At 60.6% G+C, this 21,838-nt stretch carries 19 protein-coding genes; 6 read left to right on the top strand and 13 right to left on the bottom strand.

All coding sequences use genetic code 11. From position 1 onward, the window contains the following. A complete protein-coding gene (locus QZ268_RS02705; RefSeq protein WP_295447563.1) occupies positions 1 to 564 on the bottom strand; it encodes a class I SAM-dependent methyltransferase in 564 nt (187 codons plus the stop codon). A gap of 203 nt (positions 565 to 767) precedes the next feature. Here QZ268_RS02705 and QZ268_RS02700 point away from each other — a divergent pair, with 203 nt between their 5' ends. Together QZ268_RS02700 and QZ268_RS02695 are read left to right on the top strand one after the other, a co-directional pair. Further along, entirely contained in the window at positions 768 to 989 is a 222-nt protein-coding gene (locus QZ268_RS02700; protein ID WP_295447561.1) for a hypothetical protein, read from the top strand. Positions 990 to 1,028: 39 nt separating this feature from the next. Next, positions 1,029 to 1,721: a CDP-alcohol phosphatidyltransferase family protein gene (locus QZ268_RS02695; RefSeq protein ID WP_295447559.1), complete on the top strand. Its 693-nt coding sequence runs from the start codon at positions 1,029 to 1,031 to the stop codon at positions 1,719 to 1,721. Between the two features lie 179 nt (positions 1,722 to 1,900). On the opposite strand, the gene QZ268_RS02690 is transcribed toward QZ268_RS02695, so the two are convergent. After that, the gene (locus QZ268_RS02690; protein ID WP_295447557.1) at positions 1,901 to 2,353 is read right to left on the bottom strand and encodes a methylated-DNA--[protein]-cysteine S-methyltransferase; all 453 of its coding nucleotides are present in this window, start codon (positions 2,351 to 2,353) and stop codon (positions 1,901 to 1,903) included. 187 nt (positions 2,354 to 2,540) lie between these two features. Here QZ268_RS02690 and QZ268_RS02685 point away from each other — a divergent pair, with 187 nt between their 5' ends. Continuing rightward, positions 2,541 to 2,933, top strand: coding sequence for a hypothetical protein (locus tag QZ268_RS02685; RefSeq protein ID WP_295447555.1), 393 nt, complete (start codon positions 2,541 to 2,543; stop codon positions 2,931 to 2,933). Between the two features lie 248 nt (positions 2,934 to 3,181). Here the strand turns inward: QZ268_RS02685 and ileS are convergent, their stop codons facing one another. From ileS to QZ268_RS02665, 4 genes are all read right to left on the bottom strand, one after another. Beyond that, on the bottom strand, positions 3,182 to 6,097 hold the full coding sequence (ileS, locus tag QZ268_RS02680; RefSeq protein ID WP_295447553.1) for an isoleucine--tRNA ligase: 2,916 nt from the start codon (positions 6,095 to 6,097) through the stop codon (positions 3,182 to 3,184). A 276-nt stretch (positions 6,098 to 6,373) separates the two neighbouring features. Next, on the bottom strand, positions 6,374 to 6,850 hold the full coding sequence (locus QZ268_RS02675; protein WP_295447551.1) for a DUF2269 domain-containing protein: 477 nt from the start codon (positions 6,848 to 6,850) through the stop codon (positions 6,374 to 6,376). A 1-nt stretch (position 6,851) separates the two neighbouring features. After that, complete coding sequence (locus QZ268_RS02670; RefSeq protein WP_295447549.1) at positions 6,852 to 8,177, bottom strand: SDR family oxidoreductase; 1,326 nt, start codon at positions 8,175 to 8,177, stop codon at positions 6,852 to 6,854. Positions 8,178 to 8,358: 181 nt separating this feature from the next. Beyond that, on the bottom strand, positions 8,359 to 9,069 hold the full coding sequence (locus QZ268_RS02665) for a VIT1/CCC1 transporter family protein (RefSeq protein WP_295447547.1): 711 nt from the start codon (positions 9,067 to 9,069) through the stop codon (positions 8,359 to 8,361). Between the two features lie 158 nt (positions 9,070 to 9,227). Between QZ268_RS02665 and QZ268_RS02660 the strand changes: the two genes are divergently transcribed. Continuing rightward, entirely contained in the window at positions 9,228 to 9,677 is a 450-nt protein-coding gene (locus tag QZ268_RS02660) for a group III truncated hemoglobin (protein WP_295447546.1), read from the top strand. A gap of 588 nt (positions 9,678 to 10,265) precedes the next feature. Here the strand turns inward: QZ268_RS02660 and QZ268_RS02655 are convergent. Genes QZ268_RS02655 through QZ268_RS02645 form a run of 3 tightly spaced genes read right to left on the bottom strand, consistent with a single transcriptional unit; the run spans position 10,266 to position 13,188 of the window. Further along, positions 10,266 to 11,285 carry a TIGR01620 family protein gene (locus QZ268_RS02655; RefSeq protein WP_295447544.1) on the bottom strand — a complete coding sequence of 340 codons (1,020 nt, stop codon included), beginning with the start codon at positions 11,283 to 11,285 and terminating at the stop codon, positions 10,266 to 10,268. Beyond that, positions 11,282 to 11,776: a GNAT family N-acetyltransferase gene (locus QZ268_RS02650; protein WP_295447541.1), complete on the bottom strand. Its 495-nt coding sequence runs from the start codon at positions 11,774 to 11,776 to the stop codon at positions 11,282 to 11,284. The genes QZ268_RS02655 and QZ268_RS02650 overlap by 4 nt, the downstream gene beginning before the upstream one ends. Next, on the bottom strand, positions 11,773 to 13,188 hold the full coding sequence (locus QZ268_RS02645) for a YcjX family protein (RefSeq protein ID WP_295447539.1): 1,416 nt from the start codon (positions 13,186 to 13,188) through the stop codon (positions 11,773 to 11,775). The genes QZ268_RS02650 and QZ268_RS02645 overlap by 4 nt, the downstream gene beginning before the upstream one ends. A gap of 109 nt (positions 13,189 to 13,297) precedes the next feature. Between QZ268_RS02645 and truA the strand changes: the two genes are divergently transcribed. Next, positions 13,298 to 14,104 (top strand): tRNA pseudouridine(38-40) synthase TruA, encoded by an 807-nt coding sequence (gene truA / locus QZ268_RS02640; RefSeq protein ID WP_295447537.1) that lies wholly within the window; start codon positions 13,298 to 13,300, stop codon positions 14,102 to 14,104. Positions 14,105 to 14,295: 191 nt separating this feature from the next. Here the strand turns inward: truA and QZ268_RS02635 are convergent, their stop codons facing one another. The 3 genes from QZ268_RS02635 to QZ268_RS02625 all read right to left on the bottom strand — a co-directional run bounded on the left by QZ268_RS02635 (position 14,296) and on the right by QZ268_RS02625 (position 18,814). Further along, positions 14,296 to 16,452, bottom strand: coding sequence for a hybrid sensor histidine kinase/response regulator (locus QZ268_RS02635; protein WP_295447535.1), 2,157 nt, complete (start codon positions 16,450 to 16,452; stop codon positions 14,296 to 14,298). 316 nt (positions 16,453 to 16,768) lie between these two features. After that, complete coding sequence (locus QZ268_RS02630; RefSeq protein WP_295447533.1) at positions 16,769 to 17,575, bottom strand: thioesterase family protein; 807 nt, start codon at positions 17,573 to 17,575, stop codon at positions 16,769 to 16,771. A gap of 3 nt (positions 17,576 to 17,578) precedes the next feature. Continuing rightward, a complete protein-coding gene (locus QZ268_RS02625; RefSeq protein ID WP_295447531.1) occupies positions 17,579 to 18,814 on the bottom strand; it encodes an acyl-CoA dehydrogenase family protein in 1,236 nt (411 codons plus the stop codon). Between the two features lie 123 nt (positions 18,815 to 18,937). On the opposite strand from QZ268_RS02625, the gene QZ268_RS02620 reads away from it, so the two are divergent. Further along, on the top strand, positions 18,938 to 19,873 hold the full coding sequence (locus QZ268_RS02620) for a glyoxylate/hydroxypyruvate reductase A (protein ID WP_295447529.1): 936 nt from the start codon (positions 18,938 to 18,940) through the stop codon (positions 19,871 to 19,873). Between the two features lie 19 nt (positions 19,874 to 19,892). On the opposite strand, the gene QZ268_RS02615 is transcribed toward QZ268_RS02620, so the two are convergent. Continuing rightward, positions 19,893 to 21,638, bottom strand: a complete 1,746-nt coding sequence (locus QZ268_RS02615) for an amidohydrolase (protein WP_295447527.1) — start codon at positions 21,636 to 21,638, stop codon at positions 19,893 to 19,895. Positions 21,639 to 21,838 lie beyond the last annotated feature (200 nt).

Here is a 21,838-nt window from a genome sequence, read left to right as displayed (position 1 = left end):
TTATAGTTTTTGGAACACACACCACGTAAAGGCCTGCGCCTGCCCCGTCGGGGTGCCATGGGTCTCGGCCCAGCTGTGCACCAGATCATAGCTCTCCCCCAGCTGGCTCTGCAGCCCGTCGGGCGCACTGCCGGCGAGAATCACATGACCTTTGTGCGGCACCGCAGCACCCAGGGCCTGCAGGTAAGCCTGGCGATCCTGGTCCTCGGTCAGAAAGCGAAACACCGCCCGGTCGTGCCAGATGTCCCACTGCCGGTGGGGCTGCCACCGGGTAACATCTTTTGCGATCCAGGCCACTTTGCGCCTGTCAGCACCAAGCCGGACACGGGCCAAGGTCAGGACGCGTTTCGACAGATCCAGAACCGTCACATCATGGCGGCGCTGCTCCACCAGGGCGCCCGCCAGGCGAGAGCTTCCGCCGCCGATATCAAGGATCGACAGGGCTTGGCCACCACAGAGCGCAATCGCGCTCAAGGATGGCGTCGGATCGTTCTGAAACCAGCTTACCGATTCGGTTTTCCGTGCCTCATAGATCCTGTCCCAATGATACGCGCCTTGCCCCATTGAAAGCCCCGTCTTTTGCTTGCTCTATGGCACTCTAGCAAATAAATTCCATTATTGGAATTTGATTTATGCAGCAGCGACCCCGGAGGAAAGCGGGCGGTGACATTGCTAAAATTCGAGATAAGTTCTGCCTCCGGCTGCATCTGTGGTTAACGCCTTGCCGCTTATCTGAAGCCTCCTCTTGCTCCAGAAAGGATGCTCAGTTGACTGTACAGACTCTTGCGTTTCATCCCGCCCCTGCTTGCCCCGCCCCGGCCCCGTCGCAGATCCACATTCCGCGTCTGCCCCATCGCATTCGCCGGTCCGATCTGCCCCAGCCAGATTCGCCCAAGGCAAAAATGATCTTGCTTGCTGCGCAAAATGAGGCCCACGACACGGTGATGATGGGCCTGCAACGTCAGGAATACCCCACTTGGTTGCACTGAGGTCTTGCAGGCGTCGGTGAAATTCGCCATCACGAGATTATGACACCACAGTTTCGCGCCCTCTCCGTTCACCTGCTCACCGCCACAGGTGCTGTTTTTGCAATGCTCTCCATGCTGGCCGCAGCGGAGGCCAAATGGAGTTTGATGTTCGTTTGGCTGGTTGTGGCCTTTGCGGTGGACGGCGTTGATGGACCATTGGCGCGACATTATCAGGTTGGTCGCTATGCACCGCAGTTTGACGGCGTGCTGCTGGATCTGATCATCGACTACCTGACCTATGTCTTTATCCCGGCCTTTGCCCTGTTCCAATCCGGGCTGATGTCGGGCTGGACTGGCTGGTTTGCCATTATTGTCATCACCTTTGCCAGCGCGATGTATTTTGCCGACACCCGCATGAAGACCAAGGACAATTCCTTTTCCGGATTTCCAGGCTGCTGGAACATGCTGGTGCTGGTGATCTTTGCCCTGGAACCCAGCCATTGGACCATACTGGTGCTGGTGACTCTGCTGTCTATTGCCATGTTCCTGCCCCTGAAGTTCATTCATCCCGTGCGCACCGAGCGCTGGCGCCGGGTCTCGCTTCCGGTCGCCCTGGCCTGGACTTTTTTTGCCGGCTGGGCCGCCTGGGTGGATTTCCACCCGGAAAGCTGGGCGCATTGGGGCTTGGTTGTGACCTCTGTCTATCTGTTGTTTGTCGGCATTGCGCAGCAGATCTTTCCGCAGCGTGACTGACCTTCCACTTTGCGTGACTGGCCTCCCACTTTGCGTCCTGCCAAAGCCAGCCCCTGTTTGCAGCGGTGTAATATAAAAGAGGCCAACCCCTCTGTGCTGTGACTGAGTCAAAGCACATGCCCGCCGGAACGTTTGTGCAAAGACACAATCCAGAGGTCGCATTGGGGGCGCGCAAAGCCTTAGATCAGTAAGCTGGCAGCGCCTTCGTGTTTGAGCAGGGCTATTTTTGTCTCAATCCCCGTGCCGCCAGAAAACCCGCCCAGGCCCTCTGCCGCCAGAACCCGGTGGCAGGGAATGATTACCGGGATTGGATTGGCGCCACAGGCATTGCCCACGGGTTGAGGCGGGATGTTCAGCTCCTTGGAAATATCGCCATAGGTCCTGGTCTGCCCCATGGGAATTGCCAGCATTGCCGCGCAGACCGCCTGCTGGAACGCCGATCCGGCAATATGCAATGGCAGATCAAAACGATGCAGCTCCCGGGCAAAATAGGCTCTGAGCTGGTCTATGGCGCGGTCCAGGAGCGCGGTTCTGGATTGTTCCTGCGGCCCCCAGCGCAGGCCGGTTATCGCCCCATCGGTCTCTGTCACGCTCAATATTCCGACAAATGTATCAATCTGGGCCGACGGCATTGCAGATGCTCCGTAAGGATAAGGACGGTTTCCTGCACTAGGGCATAGATTTGGGGCGTAAATACAGAGTAAATTCGCACTTTCGTATAGGTCGCTAACCTAATTCCTCCGAACCGTGACCCAAGGGGGGGCGTCAATTTTGATAAAAATCTGTTAAAACAAGTTCAGAAAGAATGAATGGGTTAAGATGATGATCTCTGCAATTGGTTCAAATCTCAATGTCAGCAACCTTGCCGCCTCTTACAAGGCAGGCGTTCCTGAAATGGATGCAAGTCTTAACGAAGGTAAGACCCAAGGAATGGATCGGGCCATCCAGCGTGAAACAGCGCTGAAGGCGGCAGAGAAAGCCCAGCAATCCGAAATGGGCACCCCCCAGTCAGCAGGCCCGGCCCTGGAAGCGGCAAGAAACAAGGCCCTGGGCCGTGTCAGCTATGCCGAACAGGCAATGTTGGCGCAGTTCCTGGCTCTGACCTCGAACCATGCCCCGGGCCCAAAACCTGTCAGCAGCCTGATGGCAGAAGACAGCTATCGCGCCGCGCGCAGCCAAGCTGTGGCTGCGGTTGATGGAGCCTCTCTGTAACGCCCTCCACATCAGAACCCTCCCGCGTTTTACGACCTCTCTCTCCTTCCCCTCCAGACAAGAAAACCTGCCGCGCATGGCGCGACAGGTTTTTTTTGTTCGTCCGGTCCAAGCTGCGAGTCGCACCGCAGATTGGCGGCCGTTTTATGGGTGGCCGGGCAGCACCAGGCTGCCAGACACGTTTTGAGTTCAGACCCTTATACGATTGGGCCCGTATAAGCTGAGGCCTGTATAAGCTGAGGCGCGCCTCAGCTCAGGGCTGTATCGCAGCGGCCGCAGAGGCCGGCGTGGGAATGGCTGCCAACATCCGGCAGGATTTTCCAGCAGCGCTGGCACTTGTCGCCTTCGGCTTTTTCAAAGACCACCGAGATACCGTCGACTTCGGGCATACGGAAGGCCTCTGCCGGCGCCGGGTCAGTGGTGAGGGAGATGTCGGAGGTGATGCAGATATCGGCAAAGTTCACCGATTTCAGCAGGGCCAGCACCTCTGGATCACGCACATGCACCACCGGATTTGCCTCCAGCGAGGCACCAATCACCTTGTCGATACGCTGCAGTTCGAGTGCAGCTGTCACCACCCGGCGGGCCTGACGGATCTGCGCCCATTTGGCCGAAAGCGGCTCGTTCAGCCAATCTGCCGGGGTATCGGGGATATCGACCAGATGCACCGAGCTGTCCTCGCCGGGGAAACGCTCCAGCCAGACTTCTTCCATGGTGAACACCAGGATTGGCGCCAGCCAGGTGGTCAGACGGTGGAACAGGATATCAAGCACGGTCCGGGCGGCGCGGGCATTCAGCGTGTCGCCGTCACAATACAGCGCATCCTTGCGCACATCAAAGTAGAAGGCGGAAAGGTCGACGGTGGCAAAGGTAAAGATCGCCTGCCACACCCCGTTGAAATCAAAGGCTTTATAGCCGTTGCGGACCTGGTGATCCAGCTCGGCCAGACGGTGCAACACCCATTGCTCCAGCTCGGGCATATCCGCAGCATCAACGCGCTGATCATCGGTGAAATCATGCAGCGAACCCAGCATATAGCGCATGGTGTTGCGCAAGCGACGATAGCTGTCGGCGGTGCCTTTCAGGATCTCAGGGCCGATGCGCTGATCCGAGGTATAATCGGTCTGCGCCACCCAGAGCCGCAGGATATCGGCGCCGTACTGTTTGACGATCTCCTCAGGCACGATGGTATTGCCCAGAGATTTGGACATCTTGTTGCCCTTGCCATCCAGGGTAAACCCATGGGTAACAACGTTTTTATAGGGCGCGCGCCCCTTGGTGCCGCAGGCCTGCAACAAGGAGGAGTGGAACCAGCCCCGGTGCTGGTCGGTGCCTTCCATATAGACATCTGCAATGCCATCTTCGGTGCCGTCTTTGCGGTCGCGCAGAACAAAGGCATGGGTCGAGCCGGAATCAAACCAAACGTCGAGCACGTCGAACACCTGCTCCCACTCGTCCGCCTTGTAATCCGATCCCAGGAAACGTTCCTTGGCGCCGTCCAGATACCAGGCATCGGCGCCTTCGGTTTCAAAGGCTGCAACGATACGGGCATTCACCGCGTCATCGCGTAGCAAAAAGCCCTCATCCGTGGGCAGCAGACCCTTTTTCACAAAGCAGGTCAGCGGCACGCCCCAGGCGCGCTGGCGCGACAGTACCCAGTCCGGGCGGGCTTCGATCATGGAATAAAGCCGGTTACGGCCCTTTTGCGGCGTCCATTTCACCAGCTCGTCGATCGAGCGCAGGGCGCGTTCGCGGATGGTTGTGCCCATCTCGTCCTGACCGTCGCCCACCGCGCGATCCACGCTGGCAAACCACTGGGGTGTGTTGCGATAGATGATCGGTGCCTTGGAGCGCCAGCTGTGCGGGTAGCTGTGCTTGATCTTGCCACGGGCCAGCAAGCCGCCGACCTCGACCAGCTTGTCGATTACGGCCTTGTTGGCATCGCCCTCGCCGCCCTTGCGGTTAAGGATGTATTTGCCACCAAAGAACGGCAGATCGGCGCGAAAGCCGCCATCATCCATGACGTTATAGGTGATCACCTGCTCCAGCATGCCCAGATCACGGTAGAGCTCAAATTCCTCCATCCCGTGGCTTGGCGCGCAGTGCACAAAACCGGTGCCTTCTTCATCGGTGACAAAGGGCGCGGCGCGGAAATCACGCGGCGCATCCCATTCACCGTTGCTGCCGTCGGCTCCAGCCAGCGGGTGCGACAGTTGCAGCGGTGCCAGCTCATCCGCTGGTACGGTGCGCACGCGGCTATACTGGCCCTCGGCAAGGCGGGCGCGGGACATCACGTCAGCGGCCAGTTTGTCGGCCAGGATGAAGCGATCGCCTTTGGCGGCCCAGCATTCTTCCGGCGCGTCGGTGACCTCGTAGAGGCCGTAATCAAAGCTGTCGCCATACACGACGGCCTTGTTGGACGGCATGGTCCAGGGGGTGGTGGTCCAGATCACCACATGGGCGCCTGCCAGGTCTTCAGATCCGCCGGTGACGGCAAACTTCACCCAGACGGTAAAGCTCTCCTTGTCGTGGTATTCCACCTCGGCCTCGGCCAGGGCGGTTTTTTCCACCGGCGACCACATCACGGGTTTGGAGCCCTGATACAGCGTGCCATTCATCAGGAACTTCTGAAACTCCGCCGCGATCACCGCCTCGGCATGGAAATCCATCGTGAGGTAAGGATCAGCCCAGTTGCCGGTGATGCCCAGGCGCTTGAACTCTTCGCGCTGGATATCCACCCATTGGTCGGCAAAGGCGCGGCATTCCTGGCGGAACTCCACCACATCCACGGCATCTTTGTTCTTGCCCTTCTTGCGGTACTGCTCTTCGATCTTCCACTCGATCGGCAACCCGTGGCAATCCCAGCCCGGCACGTAGCGCGAGTCAAAGCCCATCATCTGGTGCGAGCGCACGATCATGTCCTTGATGGTCTTGTTCAGCGCATGACCAATGTGCAGATGGCCGTTAGCGTAGGGCGGGCCGTCATGCAGCGTGAAAGGCGTGCGCCCTGTCTTTTCGCGCAGCCGGTCATAGACGCCGATCTTGGCCCAGCGCTCCAGCCAGTGGGGCTCGCGCTTGGGCAGGCCTGCGCGCATGGGAAAATCGGTCTTTGGCAGGTTCAGGGTCTGTTTGTATTCGGGGGTATCAGCAGTGTCGGCGCACATGGGTGGCGTCCTTTGGATAATCGGTTCGGAAATCGGGATATTCGGTTCGGCGCGATGGCTCAAGCGCCTTTGCCCGGCGTCTCATGTGATCAGAGCGCCGGGGATATAATTCGAATAATGATGGCCAGGATATTGGACATGCAGGCGTTATAGGCCGACTACGCCCCGGGGTAAAGCGGGGTTCTACCAACGCTGAATGTCGCAGCCCAAGGTTTGATTTCTGGAAAATCCGCTTGCACCGACCCGCCTGCGACACCCTGCCAGAGACACCGAGCTTCAAAAGCCTATATCGGGGCGCGCCAGCATCAGCCAGACGATGGCCAATACGGCTGCAAAGGCGGGAAAGCCGCAGGCAAACCAGATGCGAAACAGGCGATGGTATGTGGCTGGGAGCCCGGCCCCTGTGGTCGCCGCCGCGCGCGCAAGATCCCGGAGCCGGATCTGGATCCACACCACCGGCAGCCAAAACAGCCCCGTCAGCAGATACAGGCCCAGCGACAGCAGAATCCAACCTTCCCACAGGCTCCACCCCAGCGCATGTGCCAGCAAAGCACCGCTCACCGGCTGCACCACCACGGCTGTGGTGGTAAACAAGAGATCGGCCAGCACAACCACCCCGGCGGTATGGGCAATTATCCGGGGGTCCGCGCTGCGATGCGCCATCACCATAAAAAAGGCGATACCAGCGCCGGTGCCAAGCAGGGTACAGGCGCCCAGCACATGCAGCCAGCGCAGGATCAGGTCATACTCCACCTTAACGCTCCTGCAGCAGTTGATGGGTGATCAGGGCCAGCATCAGCCCCGGCAATGTCTTGACCAATGGACCCAGCGGATCGCTCCACATCTGCGGCGTCACCAGGCTGGCAGCGCCAAGGTAAAACAGCGTCACAGCCACCATGCCAAGACAGGCCTGCCGTGCCCGGGGGCGCCACAACAGCGCCAGTGCCAGGACGATATCGACGCCCGCCCAAAAGGCCACACTGGTGCGGGACAGGCCGGGGCTCCAGCCAGCTGCTGTCAGATGCAGTGCTGCGCTGTCGAGCTGCCACAGGGCGATGATGCCGGATAAAAACCAAAACAGGCTCAGCAGCGCCACCGCAAAGGGCATGCAAAGCAGCATCCGCGCTTCCAGCCGGTGCTCCCGCCCCGCCCGCATCTCGCCCAGGATCTGTGGCAGGGCAGCCACCCCCTGCCCGGTCGCTTGGCGGTAGGGGGCGGGATCGCCAGCGATGCCCTGTTCCAGCACCTGAACCGCAGTGCGGCGCAGCGGCGAGCGCCAGCCCAAATAACCCAGCACATCCGCCCCCCGGGTGGTCAGCCACAGCAGCGGGCGCGGCAGCAAAATCTGCCAGCGCGCCGGGGCAAAACCCAGCCAGGCCCGGGTCTGCCGCAGGATCTCTTGCAGGCTGTGCGGCTGATCCTCCACCAAATCATAGCTGCCCGGCGGCAGCGCGGCCCGCGCCGCCTGACAGACAGCAGTGGCCACCGCCTCCAGACCGACAGATTGGATTTGTGCCTGCCCCAATGCCACGGGTTGCACCACAGGCATGGCCGCCAGCATCCGCAACAACGCAGTGCCGCCAAAAGCACCCTGACCAAGAACCAGCCCAGGTTTCAGCACCCAGATATTGGTGCGGTCGGCCTGTTTCACCACCGCCGCATCTGCAGCCGCCTTGCTGCGCATAAATTCTGTGGCGCTGTCAGTACTGGCCCCCGCAGCAGAAATCTGCACCAGGCCAGTCCCCGTATCGCCGCAGGCCACCGCCAAAGCGGCAATCGCCAGATGCTGCACCTGATCCAGCTCTGCCGTCGAGGCCTGCAATTGCCCCGCTGCGTTCACCACCAGATCATAGCCCCTGATGACCGCCAGCCAGTCCTGCGGCTTTGCAAAACTGCGCAGATCTCCGGGGACAAACGCCACCCCCGGCACGACGCGCTCTGCCATTTTGCCATCACGGCCAAAGACCGCAACCGCGCAGCCCGCCCGGATCAGCGCCCGCACCAGCGCGGCGCCAATAAACCCATAGCCCCCAAGGACCAAAACCCGAGGTCCTGTACTGGGGGCGGTGCTCTTGGCCATTGTCATAAATTTCCATTGAATCAGCCCCGGCAAGCTGGCGCAGCGCCGGGGTTTTGTCCAGCGCACAAGGCCGCCTGTGGCACCTGCGCACACCAGTTTAGGAAAGTCGGGGGCAAGATTACCAGACCGCTAATTCGTTTCGCACGCGAAACCTTTGGGGCAGTGCCTCTCCCGGCCTGGCTCAGGCCTGAAACAGGCAGCCTACCCCATAGGCCAATGCCGCAGCTGCGCCGCCAATGGCCAGGGTCTCTGCCCCCGAACGCCACCAGGGCGTCAGGGCCCAGTGGCTTTTGAAGGCGCCAATGGCAAAAAAGGTCACCAGCGTCAGCCAGACCGAAATGGTAAAGGCCGATTCCAGCCCCAGCAAGAAGGGTAGCAACGGCACCATTCCCGCCAGCAGAAAGGCCGCAAAGGTAGCCAGCGCCGCGCGCATTGGGTCAGGGTCCACCGGGCTGACGCCATATTCGCCCTCCATCATCAGGTTGATCCAGGCCTCTTTGTCGGCGCAGATCGCATCGGTCGCCGCCTCCAGCACCGGCCCCGACAACCCCTTGAGCCGCAGGATCTCTCGCGCCTCGCCGCGCTCACCTTCGGGGTAGGTTTTGATGTGGTTCTCCTCGACCTGACGCAGGCGATTGAGATCGTCCAGTTCCGCCTTGGTGCCGGAATAATTGCCCGCAGCCATCGAAAACCCATCCGCCAGCACATTGGCCAGCCCCAGCGCCACAATGACAAAGGGCGACAACCCCGCACCCGCCACCCCGGCGACAATTGCGAAGGTGGTGACCGAACCATCAATGGCACCGTAAACCACATCCCGCAGCACCCCGCGCCCCGGAGGCCTGCCAATGCGGTCGCTGATTTCCTGCGGGCTGTGTCCGTGATCGACCATGGCGGGCTCCTTCTGTTAGGGCTCCTACATCTAATGGATCCGGGCGCCTGTGCCTTGCGACAGATCAACGCCGCCCCTACCCATCAGCCAAGGAAACCCCTATGTGAGGGCAGCAGCGGAACCGGCCGCTGGGCCAAGACCGCAAGCGAGACAGCCCCATGACCAAGACCTCTCCTACCGATACCCCCCAAACCGCCAATCACCCGATGAAGCGCTTTGACATCAGTGGATCCGAAATCGACCGTGTGGTGACCCTGTTCTACATCCGCATCCGCGCGCATCCAGAGCTGGGGCCCATTTTTGCCCGCTATGTGGCAGATGCAGACTGGCCCGCGCATGAGGCCAAGATCGCCCGGTTCTGGCGGAATGCGATCCTGCGCGAAAAGAGCTATAACGGCAACCCGATGCGAGTGCATGTCTCGCGCCCCGAAATCCAGGCAGAGCATTTCCCACAGTGGCTAGGGCTGTTCCACGAAGTGCTGCGGGCCGAGCTGCCCGCGCCGATTGCGCTGCAATGGGGCACGCTGGCAGATCGTATCGGCGAGGGCTTTCGCACGGGGATCGTGGCCATGCGCCAACCCAAGGACGGGCCGCCCAAACTTTTCTAAGGCACAGCGACGTCCAGACCGGCCCCAAACCTGAAATCAGGACTGACCCCAAAGTGCCCAAAGTTGAGAATTGGAAAATTATCGCCCCATATTCCGGTTAGGCCCGCGATAATTGTTAGAAAAACACCACTAAAGAAACGCAAAATAGCCGTGATAGAGCTGCCACCGCAATCTCAATTCTGTGAATAAATATGCCCCGCCTGTGGATAACACCTCTCCACCTGTGGAAAACAGCGCTCTTGCAGAGCCTCGCGGCTCCCATGGCGCAGCTGCCACCTGACCCAGATTTTTGCGCAGGTCACCGGCCGCTGAGCGGGTGAGTTCCAGCCAGGTGGGGGCAAAGACAGGCAAAGCAACGGATCCCGGTTATCACTGATACTCACAGCTAGCGCCTGTCCGCAGCTCAGCTGAAGAAAAGGGTAAAGGCCCTTAATATCATTATGATTTTGGGTCCCTCCTAGCACTGTGCACAGGTATTTCCACAGGGTTTTCCACAGAAAAGATCACCCTGACCTGTGGGTTTGACGCGGCCTGTGGGTCTGACGCGGCCTGAGCTACGCAGAACAGGCGGTTGGATTATCGCGACTTTTACGGTTCCGGGGCCTGATCGCGGCGAAACAGCCCGGCCAAGGCGCCTTTGATCACCCGCCGGGTCGCGGGGCGATGCGCCCGCGAGAAGGGCGAGGGGCGGCAGACCTCCATGGCAGCGATGCCAACGCGGGCCGACAGGGCGCCATTGACAACCCCTTCGCCAAAGCGGCGTGACAGCTTGGACAGGACTGAACCGCCCAGCACCGACTCCAGAACATCATCCCCCGCAGCCACCGCTCCGGTGGCGGCAAGATGGGCCAGCACCGCGCGGGTCAACCGCCAGGAGCTGAACAGCCCCGAGCGCCCGCCATAGATCTGCGCCACCTGGCGGATCATCCGCACTGAGGCCAGCAGCGCCACAGTGACATCGGCCAGCGCCAGCGGCACCAGCGCCGTCACTGTGGCAACCTGACGGGCGGCGGCCTCGACCTCTTGCAGGGCACGGGCATCCAGTGGCGCCAATAGCTCTTCTTCTGCCAGCACCAGCAGAGCATCGGCGTCCAGCACCTCATCCTGTCGCTCTGACAGCCGGGCCAATTGCCAGGCCATATCCGGGCGCCCGGCATAAAAACGCTGCAGCTTGGCCACATGTGACTTGGCGGCGGCAAGGTCGCTATGCGCCAGCGCTGCCCCCTGACGCAGCCCATCGACCCGCTTCAACCGGGCCAGCGCTGCCAGCTCGCGCAGCAGCATCACCAGCGCCAGGATCAGGGCCAACACCAGCCCGGCGCTGACCGCCCAGCCCAAAAGCGGCATCCGCGCCACCAGCCCAACGGCAAAATCCCAGGCCGCTAAGGACACCACCGCGCCCAGCAAGCCCAGCACCAGCCCCCAGAACCACCGCGCCAACCGTGAAGGCGGCCGGGCCGCCAGACGCGCCGCCTGCTCCATCGCAGCAGGGGGCGCAGACTGGTCCAGGTTCGGCAGAACATCCGGCACCGGCGGAGCCGCCGCGACATCCGGAGTCTGAGGGCTGTCATCCTGCTCCAGATCAAACAGTACCGGTTTCTGGCTCATCCCTGTTGCTCCTGCTGTTGGGGGGCGTACGCGTGAGTCTCGGCCTGCCATTCCATGCGGACATCCGGCAGGCCTTCGTCGTTGCCGCTGCCGTCGCTGCGGTCCGTTTCAAAGAACCCTTCGCGCTGGTAAAAGCGCCGGGCGCCGGTATTGGCCGCAAGGGCCCGCAACCACAGCGCCGGCTGCGCCGCCTTGGCCTGTCGCAACAGGACCTTGCCAACCCCCTGCCCCTGGGCGTCCGGTGCCAGATAGAGGCTGCAGATCTCAGCCCCGTCGCGGGCCATAAAGCCAACCACCCGCCCGTCATGTTCAGCCACCGTGACCCAGCCGTGCCTAATCATTACCTCGCAAAAGCCAATGATTTCCGCCTCGGAGTACAGCACCGGCATCCACGGGGTGTAGAGCGCAAAGCGGTGCAGAATCCAGCCCGTGGGACCCGCATCCAGCGCCGAGGCCGGACGTAGGCTGACAGCAGGGAGTGGAGAGTTCACAGGGCGTCTCCGATCAGGAATTCTGCGGCCCGATCCAGCCGGATATGAGGCGGCCCATCCCCCGGCTTCAGGCTCAGCGGCGCCGGGGCAAACTGCATCGCCTGATAATCGCCGTCCAGCCAGTGCCGCGCCCCCTGACGCGCCGGAGACAGCAGCTGCGCCGGATCCGTCGGCAGGGCGCCGGGGTAAAAGGCCGCCTGCTTACCGGTCTCCAGCAGTCGCCCGCGCACGCAGGCCAGCTCTGCCCCATTGTGAGGACGCATCTCTTCGGTGGTGGCCCGCAGCGACGCCAGCGCCAGCGCCGCGGTTTCGGCCCCGGCGAACTGCGCCCGGTCGCGGGCATCGCTGGTCAGGGCTTCGATGATGGCGGTCATCTGTGGATGTTGCAAATGGTGCAAATGGTCGGCCTTGGTGGCGGCGAAGAGGATTTTCTCAACCCGCTTGCCGCGCAATAGCGAGGTGAGGAACCCATTGCGACCGGGGCGAAAGGCCGCCAGCACATCGCCCATGGCCAGACGCAGATCTTCCACCGCCTGCGGCCCGGCGTGAATGGCGCTGAGCACATCCACCAGCACCACCTGACGGTCGATGCGGGTGAAATGATCGCGGAAAAACGGCTGCACCACCTTGGACTTATAGGCCTCGTAGCGGCGCTCCATCTCGCGCCACAGGCTGCGGCGCGGCGCGGTCTCTTGTGGTGGCAGGGGGCCAAAGGTCAGCACCGGGGAGCCCTCCAGATCGCCCGGCAGCAAAAACCGCCCCGGCGAGCAGTCATAAAACCCGGCCCGGCGCGCCGCGTTCAGATAGCGGGTGAATTCCGCCGCCAGCGCCTGTGCCTGTGGTTCATCATGGGGCGCCGTGGCCTCGACCGTGGTCAGAGCTTGCAGGAAATCCGCCGCCACCTCGCGGACGGGCAGCCGGTCCAGCACCTCGGCGGACCACTGGGCATATGATTTGTCCAACAGCGCCAGATCGAGCAGCCATTCGCCGGGGTAGTCGACGATATCCAGATGCAGCCGACGCGGCCCCTGAAAGCCGGACAGCAGCCCCGCAGGGCGCAGGGTGAGACTGAGGCGCAGCTCAGACACGGCGCGGGTGCTGGCAGGCCAAGAAGGCTGCGGGCCGGTCAGCGCCGCCAGATGGTCCTCATAGGCAAAACGCGGCACCGTATCGTCGGGCTGGGGTTGCAGATAGGCGCTGTCGATGCGGCCCATGCGCGCCGCATCCAGTTGCAGCATCCGCCCACGGTTCAGCAGGTTGGCCACCAGCGAAGTGATAAAAACCGTCTTACCCGCACGCGCCAGCCCCGTGACACCCAGCCTGAGCGTCGGCTCAAAGAACCGCGAGGACACAGTGCTGCCAAGGCTGTCCAGCCCGCGTGCCGCGCCCTCGGTCAATGTCAATAATACCACCCGGCCCACCTGCTGTTGTTTGCTTGGCTCAAGATAGGCAGGTGGTAGCGGGTTTTCCAGCCTGTCTGAGCACTTGCCTCAGCCCTGTTGCCGGGTTACTTGCCCGCTCATGCCTCGTTTTGCTCTCAAAGTTGAATACCACGGAAAGCCCTTTGCCGGATGGCAGCGGCAGAAAGATCAGCCCTCGGTGCAGGGCGCGATCGAAGATGCGCTCGCCCGGCTGGAACCCGGTCCCCATACCATTGCCGCGGCAGGCCGCACAGATACCGGCGTGCATGGGCTGGGACAGGTGGCCCATTGTGATCTGCAAAAAACCTGGACGCCCTTTCGGCTGTCGGAGGCGCTGAATTTCCACCTGAAGCCCGCGCCCGTGGCGATTGTGGACTGCGCCGAGGTCGACCCGGAGTGGCACGCCAGGTTTTCCGCCATCGAGCGGCAGTATCTGTTTCGCATCCTGATCCGCCGCGCACCCGGCACCCATGACGCGGGCCAGGTCTGGCAGGTCAACAATGATCTGGATGTCGACGCCATGCAGGAGGCGGCCAACCACCTGCTCGGCAACCATGATTTCACCACCTTCCGCTCGTCGATCTGTCAGGCGCAAAGCCCGCAGAAAACCCTGGATGAGCTGCGCATCGAGCGGGTCATGGGACTGTCCGGCCCCGAGGTGCATTTTCACGTGCGGGCGCGCAGTTTTCTGCACAATCAGGTGCGCAGCTTTGTTGGCACATTGGAACGCGTCGGCGCCGGCGCCTGGGAGCCGCAGGATGTGAAATCCGCATTGGAAGCCTGCGACCGCGCCGCCTGTGGCCCGGTCTGCCCCGGCCATGGTTTGTATCTGGCCCGGGTTGGCTATCCGGTGGATCCGTTTATGGCGCCCGGTCACAGCCCCAAGGACAGGCTGACCGGTTCTTGAGCCGCTCTGGCTTGAATGCCTGCCAGCCGTTCATCGCTTACAATGCTGATGTGCTGCCCTAGCGGGCTGCTGAAAAACGCCCAGTATACCTGCGTCTGCGTCTGCGTCTGCGTCTGCGTCTGCGTCTGCGTCTGCGTCTGCGTCTGCGTCTGCTACGACCATTTAAGTAGAGCCAGACACAACCGCGTTTGTCATGTTTCAGCGTCTGATAGAGCGGTTTCTTTTCCCAGCTTGCCCTCCAGGACCATGCCGATGGCGGCCAGAAGCTCTGCCCTGCCAACAGGTTTCATCAACCGACAGTCTTCTGGCATCAGCCCGTTGCCGTGGATCATTGCCTCACTGGCATAGCCGGACATAAAGACAATTGGGACAGTTGGGTCGACCGCCCGGATCTCTTTGGCAAGATGGGTTCCCTGGAGCTGCCCCGGCATGACAATATCGGTGACCACAGCGTCGAAGTCTCGCAAGTCAGACCAAGTGGTAAATGCCTCATCTCCACTTTTCGCCGTGGTCACACTGTATCCGGCTTTGGTCAGCATTTCTGCAAGCGGCTTCAACAACTCGGCATTGTCTTCCACCAGAAGAACTTTGCTGTGATCTGCCCTGGCAGTCCGGGTTTCCATCACCGGCATCGCGTCAAAGGAGGCAGCCTGACCTGCTGCCTTGAAGTACAATTTGAATGTCGTACCAGTGCCGATTTCAGAATAGACCTGTACCGCCCCCCCTGATTGTTTCATGAACCCGTGCACCATAGAGAGCCCAAGACCTGAGCCTTTACCAACTTGTTTGGTTGAAAAGAACGGTTCGAATATCTCTTTGAGATGCTGAGGTTCGATGCCGGACCCTGTGTCTGAGATGGCCAACATGATGTACCGGCCTGGCTTGATGTGTTCATTCCTCTCACCCAGGTATTCATCATCTAATCGAACATTTGCGGTTTCAATCGTCAAACGACCGCCATCGGGCATCGCGTCTCTTGCGTTCAGCAGAAGGTTAAGAAGGGCGCTCTTTGTGAGCGCATCATCGGCTAAAAACGGCCAAATAGATCCCAGCAGAGATGTTTGAATTTCAATGTTGGCGGGCAGCAGACGCTCTGCCCAAGTCAGCACTTCTCGAACGACGGAATTCCCGTCCAAGAGCTGAGGCTCCAGGTGTGATTTTCGCGCAAAGCTGAGCACATTCTTCGTTATCTCAGCACCCCGTTTTGCAGCCTGAATCGCACTTGTGCGATAGCGAGAGTGGCTCTCTTTCTGGTCCGTTGTTTCCATCAATTCAAGATTGCCAAGGATGACCGCCAAAATATTATTAAAATCATGCGCCATCCCACCGGCCAAATTCCCAACAGCCTCCATTTTCTGAGATTGCCGAAGCTCGTTTTCCAGATCAATTGTTCTTGAAATATCCTGGATAATCCCAACAAAACCATAAATTTCGCCCTGACCATCAATAACGGGCTCTCCGGTATTCACAACGGACAGTTCTGACCCATCTGCTATTCTTATTTTATGAAAGCAGGTATAGGGTTCCCGCTGGTGGCCGGATTTAGACATCCGGCTCTCCAGCTTTTCCCTGTCCGCATCAGACATTAGGGAAAAGAATTTCTCCAGAGTATCGGGACCCTCGGAACTTGAGAAAGCTAGAATTTCTCGCATTGATTTCGAGGTTTTCAGCGCGCCGTTTTTCAGCACCTTCCAGTGGCCTAATCTGGCAATTCGTTCAGCCTGCAACAGTGTCGCTTCACTCTCGCGTGCCTTTACCCGCGCTTTTTCAGCGGTCTGCAGAAGCCGAACCAGCGTCACTGTCAATAACAGCAATGTGAGCACGAAGGCGGCAAAACAGCCCCCACCTACGGTCACAAGAAGCCACCTACGCCCCTGCATTGCGTTGATTAATTGGAGCTCAAAGGCGCGTATGTTCTCAGCGGCGTCAATGTCCGACAGACGCACGCGGGCATCGACTTCAGCTGCAGATTTTCCCGTCAGCTGCAGTTGCCTGGCTTCGTCAATCATCACGCGATAATCTGACAATGTGTCCTCCAGAGAGGTAAAATCGGCCTGCAACCCCACCGATTGCGCCGTGAGGCTGATCCGCGTGAGAGTGGCCACTATTTCATCATAGTTACGTTCCGCTTTGGTAAAATATTCCTCATCCCGGCGCAGGACACCATTTTTGAAATTGTGAATAAATCCATCATATCCAAGAGATCTCTCCAGCCGTATAACCTGTTTCGGCAATACATAGATGGCTCTGTCGAGTTCAACCGCTCTGCTGACAAGAAAAACTGCTGACAAGGCAAATATTACTGCGGCAAAACCAGCAATCTGCAATCGGCTCTTGACCAAGGTCATAGCGGCATTCCTCGCAACGTTTCCACATTCACGAGACAGATTGTTCTGTGACTTGTCAAGTTTCGGGCTGAACAGGCAATTAATACGAAGTGCTATTTTGTGCAGATATTCAACACGCCAATAGGGTGTATATTGAAACTCTCAGGCCTCTAAACCTAGGGTCAGGACCCATTTACCCTACGCCGTCAGCGGTAATCTAACGTCATTTGCAACCTCTTGCGCCGCTCGCAAATGCAACCACTATTGGCGTGATGCCCCAAACCCTTGAGATTTTACAAAAGCGCTGCCAGGCATGCTGAATGAATAGGGCCTGATCCTAACCTTTGGGCGGATGTAGAACCAGGGTTTGCAGGGCTGTGGCCACCGGGCCTTGTTCGTCCTGCAAAACCGATTGCGACATACCAATGCCGCTACTGTGCCAATGGGAGATCGATTCTGAGGCATGCCAATCGCCAACGGGCTCGCGGTGCACATTGAGGGTGAGGTCGGTATTCATAAAGCCCATCTCGCTGGGGGCCGCATTCCAGGAGATGCCATTGCCACAGTCCGCGAGCGCACAGAGCGACTGGATCGGCGATTGCTGCTCCCCCTCCAGCAGGGTGGTGGTGCGCATCCAAAGGGTCTTTGGACCGGGTTTCAGGCCAAACTCAGGCGGATAGGCCACATCCAGAAATTCACCAAAATAGGGTTTGTCATGCAGACCTGCGCCAATGGAAAACCGCCCAGGCACGGCCTCGGCGCGGTTCAGTGGCAGCACCGGCGCGGTTGGCACCGGCCCCAGATCTTTACGCACCAGATGCATCGAGGTGCCCAGCGCGCACAGGTTGTTGTCGAGATCATGTACGGTGATCTGTGTCGTCGCCAAGGTGCGGCTGTGGCGCGTGGTTTCGGCCGCAACCCGCAGCCCCGCCAGTGGCAGCGGGCGCAAAATATCCAGCGTCAACCGACAGAGCATCTTGTCGGCGCCCACCTCGATCTCGGCGGCGCGAACCGCCAGGCCGGTGACCGGCCCGGCATGGCAGTGATCCGCAGACCAGGGCCCCCGCGCCGGATCGTTGCCCACAAAAACGCCTTCAGAGTTTTGCGAAAAGAACGGTGCCGCCGCGAGAGCCTTGGAGGTCATGGTTCAGACCTTTTCCTGAGTGTATTTCTTCAACTCAACCCGCGCCACCTGGCGACGGTGCACCGCATCCGGGCCATCGGCCAGACGCAGGGTGCGCACATGAGTCCAGGCCGTGGCCAGCGGTGTATCCTGGCTGACGCCCTGACCACCAAACATCTGCACCGCCTCATCAATGACTTTCAGCGCCACCCGTGGCGCAACCACCTTGATCTGGCTGATCCAGGGCGCCGCCGCGCGGCCATCGCCCTGATCCATGTACCAGGCAGCCTTGAGACACAGCAGGCGCGCCATTTCGATTTCCATGCGGCATTCCGCAACGATATCGTAATTGGCGCCCAGATGGGCCAGCTTCTTGCCAAAGGCTTCGCGCTGCAGCGACCGTTTGCACATTTGCTCCAGGGCGCTTTCGGCCTGACCGATGGCGCGCATGCAGTGGTGGATCCGTCCAGGCCCAAGGCGGCCTTGGGCGATTTCAAAGCCGCGACCTTCGCCCAGCAGGATACTATCGGCTGGCACCCGCACATTGGTGAAGCGGATATGCATATGGCCATGGGGCGCATCGTCGTGGCCGTAGACCTCCATCGGGCGCAGCACTTCGATACCGGGGGTGTCTGCGGGCACCACGATCATCGACTGACGCTGGTGCTTGGGCTGCTCTTCGCCAGCGGTTTTCACCATGACGATATAGACCTTGCAGCGCGGATCCCCGGCCCCCGAGGCCCACCATTTTTCGCCGTTCAGCACATAGTCGTCGCCATCGCGCACGCAGGCCATCGACACATTGGTCGCATCCGAAGAGGCCACATCGGGCTCGGTCATCAGATAGGCAGAACGGATCTTGCCCTCCAACAGCGGCGCCAGCCACTGTTGTTTCATCGCCTCGGTACCGTAACGCTCAAAGACTTCCATATTGCCGGTGTCCGGCGCGGCGCAGTTAAACACCTCGGCCCCCAGTGGTGTCTTGCCCATTTCCTCGGCGAAATAGGCGTACTCCACGGTGGAAAGCCCAAAGCCCTTGTCGCTGTCGGTGAGCCAAAAGTTCCACAGACCCGCTGCTTTGGCCTTGGCTTTCAACCCTTCGAGGATCTCAGCCTGGCGGGCGGTATATTGCCAGCGGTCGCCTTTGCCGATCTCGGCTTGATATTCGGCCTCCAGCGGCATGATCTCATCGCGCACCATGGTGGCAACCCGCTCCAACAGCTGGCGATTCTCTGCCCGCATGCCAAAATTCATATCCATAGAAATTCTCCTCCACTGCCACTTTCGCTCTTGCGAAAACCATGGCTTAGTCGCGCAACAACTGTCCAGCGCAATGACGGGACGTCATTGAGTCACAATAGAAATTATACGGAAGGAACCAGCATGGCGTTATTGGTCAATATTGGACATGACGGATGGTATCGCGACCGCGAACTGGCAGCTGAGCTGCGCAATTTGTTCCCCGGCGCCGACATCCGCACCCTGGAAGAGCCCGGCGATCTGGCAGAGATCACCATGTTGGCCGTCTCCGGGCTGGCCGACGATCTGCCGGCCCAATTGCCCAATCTCGCATTGGTGCAAAAACTGGGGGCTGGTGTGGAAACCATCGTCGCCCACCCGGCTCTGGCGCCACATGTGCAGGTCACTCGGTTAAAACCGCTGGAACCCGCCCGCGAGATTGCCCAGTATTGCCTGGCCTATGTGCTGCAGGGGCAGCGCAACATTCTGGCCCATGCGGCCAATCAGGCCCGTGCCAGCTGGGAATCGCTGGAGCCAAAGCAAAACCACAAGACCCGCGTTGGGGTGTTGGGTATGGGTCATATCGGTGGCGAAACCGCCGCTCTGATGCGCGATCTCGGCTTTGAGGTGCACGGCTGGAGCCGCTCTGCCAAAGACATGGAAGGCGTCACCTGCCACCACGGGGCGGAAACGCTGGAGCCTATGTTGGGCATCTGTGACTATATCTGCGCCATCCTGCCCTCGACCGGCGAAACCCGTGGGCTGATCAATGCGCAGACATTGGCCGCGATGAAACCAGGCGCCACCTTCATCAACGCCGGGCGCGGCGATTTGGTGGATGAAGCGGCGCTGATTGCCAATCTGGATCGCGGCCATCTGGGCCATGCGGTGCTGGATGTATTTTGCACCGAGCCCCTGCCCGAGCAGGATCCGCTGTGGTCGCACCCTCAGGTCACCATCACGCCGCATATTTCGGGCTGGCACCTGGGCGAGGCGCTGCAGGATGTGGTGGAAAATTTCCGCCGTCTGGGCAAGGGCGAAGATCTGCTGCACGCAGTGGACCGGCAGCGGGGCTACTGACCCCGCCGCCACCGCGTCGCTAAAACAGCATAGATTTGAGAGCCGCTAACGCCGGGCCAAATCGCAGCCAGCCTCCCAGCCCGGTCTGGGTGGGCTGGCCATCCTTCCACGTTCCCGCCACGGATAAGCCCTGCCAGTCCGCGGTCAGCGGGTTGCCGTTGAACAGGGTGAAATCCGCGCGTTTGCCGACCTCAATCGTGCCAATCAGCGCCTCCTGCCCCAGCTGCTGTGCCGCCTGGCGCGTCATCGCCGACAGAGCCTGATAGCGAGAGATCGCCTGATCCGGCGCGGTTATGGTCGCGCCTGAAACCGAGGTCCGGTCCACCGCCGTGCGCAGGGTGCGCAACGCCCCAATCGGCGAGGCCGGATGATCCCCGTGCAGCGTGGTAATCACCCCGGCACGCATCGCCGTCCCCACGGGCATGTAGCGCTCTGCCCGGTCCCCCACGATATCCGGCAGCGCATCGCCGTAGTAAAAGATGTGGTCGACAAAAAAGCCGAGACTGATGCCCAGCCCCTTGGCCCGCTGCATCTGCGCGGCGGTGATCAGCGCATTGTGCTCCAGCCGATGCGGCAGACCAAGGTTTGGCCCGGCAGCCTCAAACGCATCCAGCACCTCGTCAATGGCGCGTTCCCCCTGGCTGTGCACGGCAATCTGATGCCCGGCGCTTTGCAGCGCGGCGACCTCGGCGGTAAAATCGCCGGGGTCATGGTTCACCGGCCCCAGATGGCCGTGGGGGATATGCATCCGCTCCGAGGTAAGATCGCTGTGCTCATAGGCCTCGGCAAAGGCCGCACCACCGGTAAAGGGCGAACCATCCATCCAGAACTTGGTGCCCAGCACCCGGAAATCATCATTGCCGCCCAGTGCCTTGCCCTGATGCGGCAGCAGATAAAGATAGGCCCGCAGAGGCGCAGCCGTGGCGCCGATATGGCGCAACAGCCCCACCGGATCCGGGTGTTTGCCCACCGCCCCGGTGATGCCAATGGTGGTATAGCCTGCCTTGGCATAGGTGGTGTATTCCTTACGCACCAAGAGCTCGATGACTGCGGGATCGGCCGCGGGCATGGCGCCGAGGATGGCGTTCACCGCCTCCAGCTCGCGGAAGGCACCGGTGGCGCGGCCTGCGGCGTCGCGGATGATGCCCGCTTGCCCCGCCTGTACGTCCTGCGCGTCCTGTGAAACCAAATCAATACCAGCGGCTTGCATGGCAGCGGTATTGGCAAAGACCTCATGCAGCATCTGGGTGATCACCACCAGAGGGCGGTCCGGCGCAATGGCGTCCAGCTCTGCCAGGGTTGGCGCTGTGAGATCAGCGATGGCCACCGGATCCCAGCCGTAGGCCACCAGCCAGGGGGTCAGCGCCGTGCCATCCGCCGCCTGCGCCAGGGTTTGCATCACCTCGGCGCGACTGCTGTGGGTAAAGCCGCTGACATCCACCACCGCCCCCAAAAGCGCCGTGGCAATCGGGTGGGTATGGGGTTCGATCAACCCCGGCGTCAGCACCTTGCCCGCAAGATCATGCACCGGCGCGCCACTTTCTTGCAGCTGTGCCAAGGTGCCAACTGCGGTGATCACGCCATCCTCTACCAAAATCGCCTCGGGACCGGGCACCTCGGCCGCTGTGGCCATGGGAAGGATCTCCCCTCCGGTCAGGATCAGCTGGGATGCGACGCGCTCGGGGCGCAGGAGATACCAGATCAGCCCCGCCGCCAGCAGCCCCAACAGCAACAATCCTTTGAGTACGCGCCGCAGCCATTTCATCGCACACTTCTCCCCGTCCCTTTGGGCGGCAGGATTGGGGCGGTGCTGATTCCAAACAAGGCTGACGTGGCGGGAAGGTACCTACAAAGAGGAGTATGCCCCTGTGCTCTCGCAACCGTGGCGCAGCTGCGGACACAAAACGGGCCCCGAAGGGCCCGTCTGATATACCTGCCTGATATACCTGCCTGATTTACATGCGC

It is taken from the genome of uncultured Pseudophaeobacter sp. (assembly GCA_905479575.1).
Classification (GTDB): Bacteria; Pseudomonadota; Alphaproteobacteria; order Rhodobacterales; family Rhodobacteraceae; genus Pseudophaeobacter.
Note: the sequence above shows the minus strand (reverse complement) of the source record. Positions and strands in the feature narration are given on the sequence as shown.

Bases quoted from the DNA above. Each gene is read 5' to 3' on its own strand.
- QZ268_RS02635 (WP_295447535.1), bottom strand. From the start codon at position 16,452: ATGACCTTGGTCAAGAGCCGATTGCAGATTGCTGGTTTTGCCGCAGTA.
- truA (WP_295447537.1), top strand. From the start codon at position 13,298: ATGCCTCGTTTTGCTCTCAAAGTTGAATACCACGGAAAGCCCTTTGCC.
- QZ268_RS02660 (WP_295447546.1), top strand. From the start codon at position 9,228: ATGACCAAGACCTCTCCTACCGATACCCCCCAAACCGCCAATCACCCG.
- QZ268_RS02685 (WP_295447555.1), top strand. From the start codon at position 2,541: ATGATGATCTCTGCAATTGGTTCAAATCTCAATGTCAGCAACCTTGCC.
- QZ268_RS02665 (WP_295447547.1), bottom strand. From the start codon at position 9,069: ATGGTCGATCACGGACACAGCCCGCAGGAAATCAGCGACCGCATTGGC.
- QZ268_RS02620 (WP_295447529.1), top strand. From the start codon at position 18,938: ATGGCGTTATTGGTCAATATTGGACATGACGGATGGTATCGCGACCGC.
- QZ268_RS02630 (WP_295447533.1), bottom strand. From the start codon at position 17,575: ATGACCTCCAAGGCTCTCGCGGCGGCACCGTTCTTTTCGCAAAACTCT.
- QZ268_RS02625 (WP_295447531.1), bottom strand. From the start codon at position 18,814: ATGGATATGAATTTTGGCATGCGGGCAGAGAATCGCCAGCTGTTGGAG.
- QZ268_RS02705 (WP_295447563.1), bottom strand. From the start codon at position 564: ATGGGGCAAGGCGCGTATCATTGGGACAGGATCTATGAGGCACGGAAA.
- QZ268_RS02670 (WP_295447549.1), bottom strand. From the start codon at position 8,177: ATGGCCAAGAGCACCGCCCCCAGTACAGGACCTCGGGTTTTGGTCCTT.
- QZ268_RS02655 (WP_295447544.1), bottom strand. From the start codon at position 11,285: ATGAGCCAGAAACCGGTACTGTTTGATCTGGAGCAGGATGACAGCCCT.
- QZ268_RS02615 (WP_295447527.1), bottom strand. From the start codon at position 21,638: ATGAAATGGCTGCGGCGCGTACTCAAAGGATTGTTGCTGTTGGGGCTG.
- QZ268_RS02695 (WP_295447559.1), top strand. From the start codon at position 1,029: ATGACACCACAGTTTCGCGCCCTCTCCGTTCACCTGCTCACCGCCACA.
- QZ268_RS02690 (WP_295447557.1), bottom strand. From the start codon at position 2,353: ATGCCGTCGGCCCAGATTGATACATTTGTCGGAATATTGAGCGTGACA.
- ileS (WP_295447553.1), bottom strand. From the start codon at position 6,097: ATGTGCGCCGACACTGCTGATACCCCCGAATACAAACAGACCCTGAAC.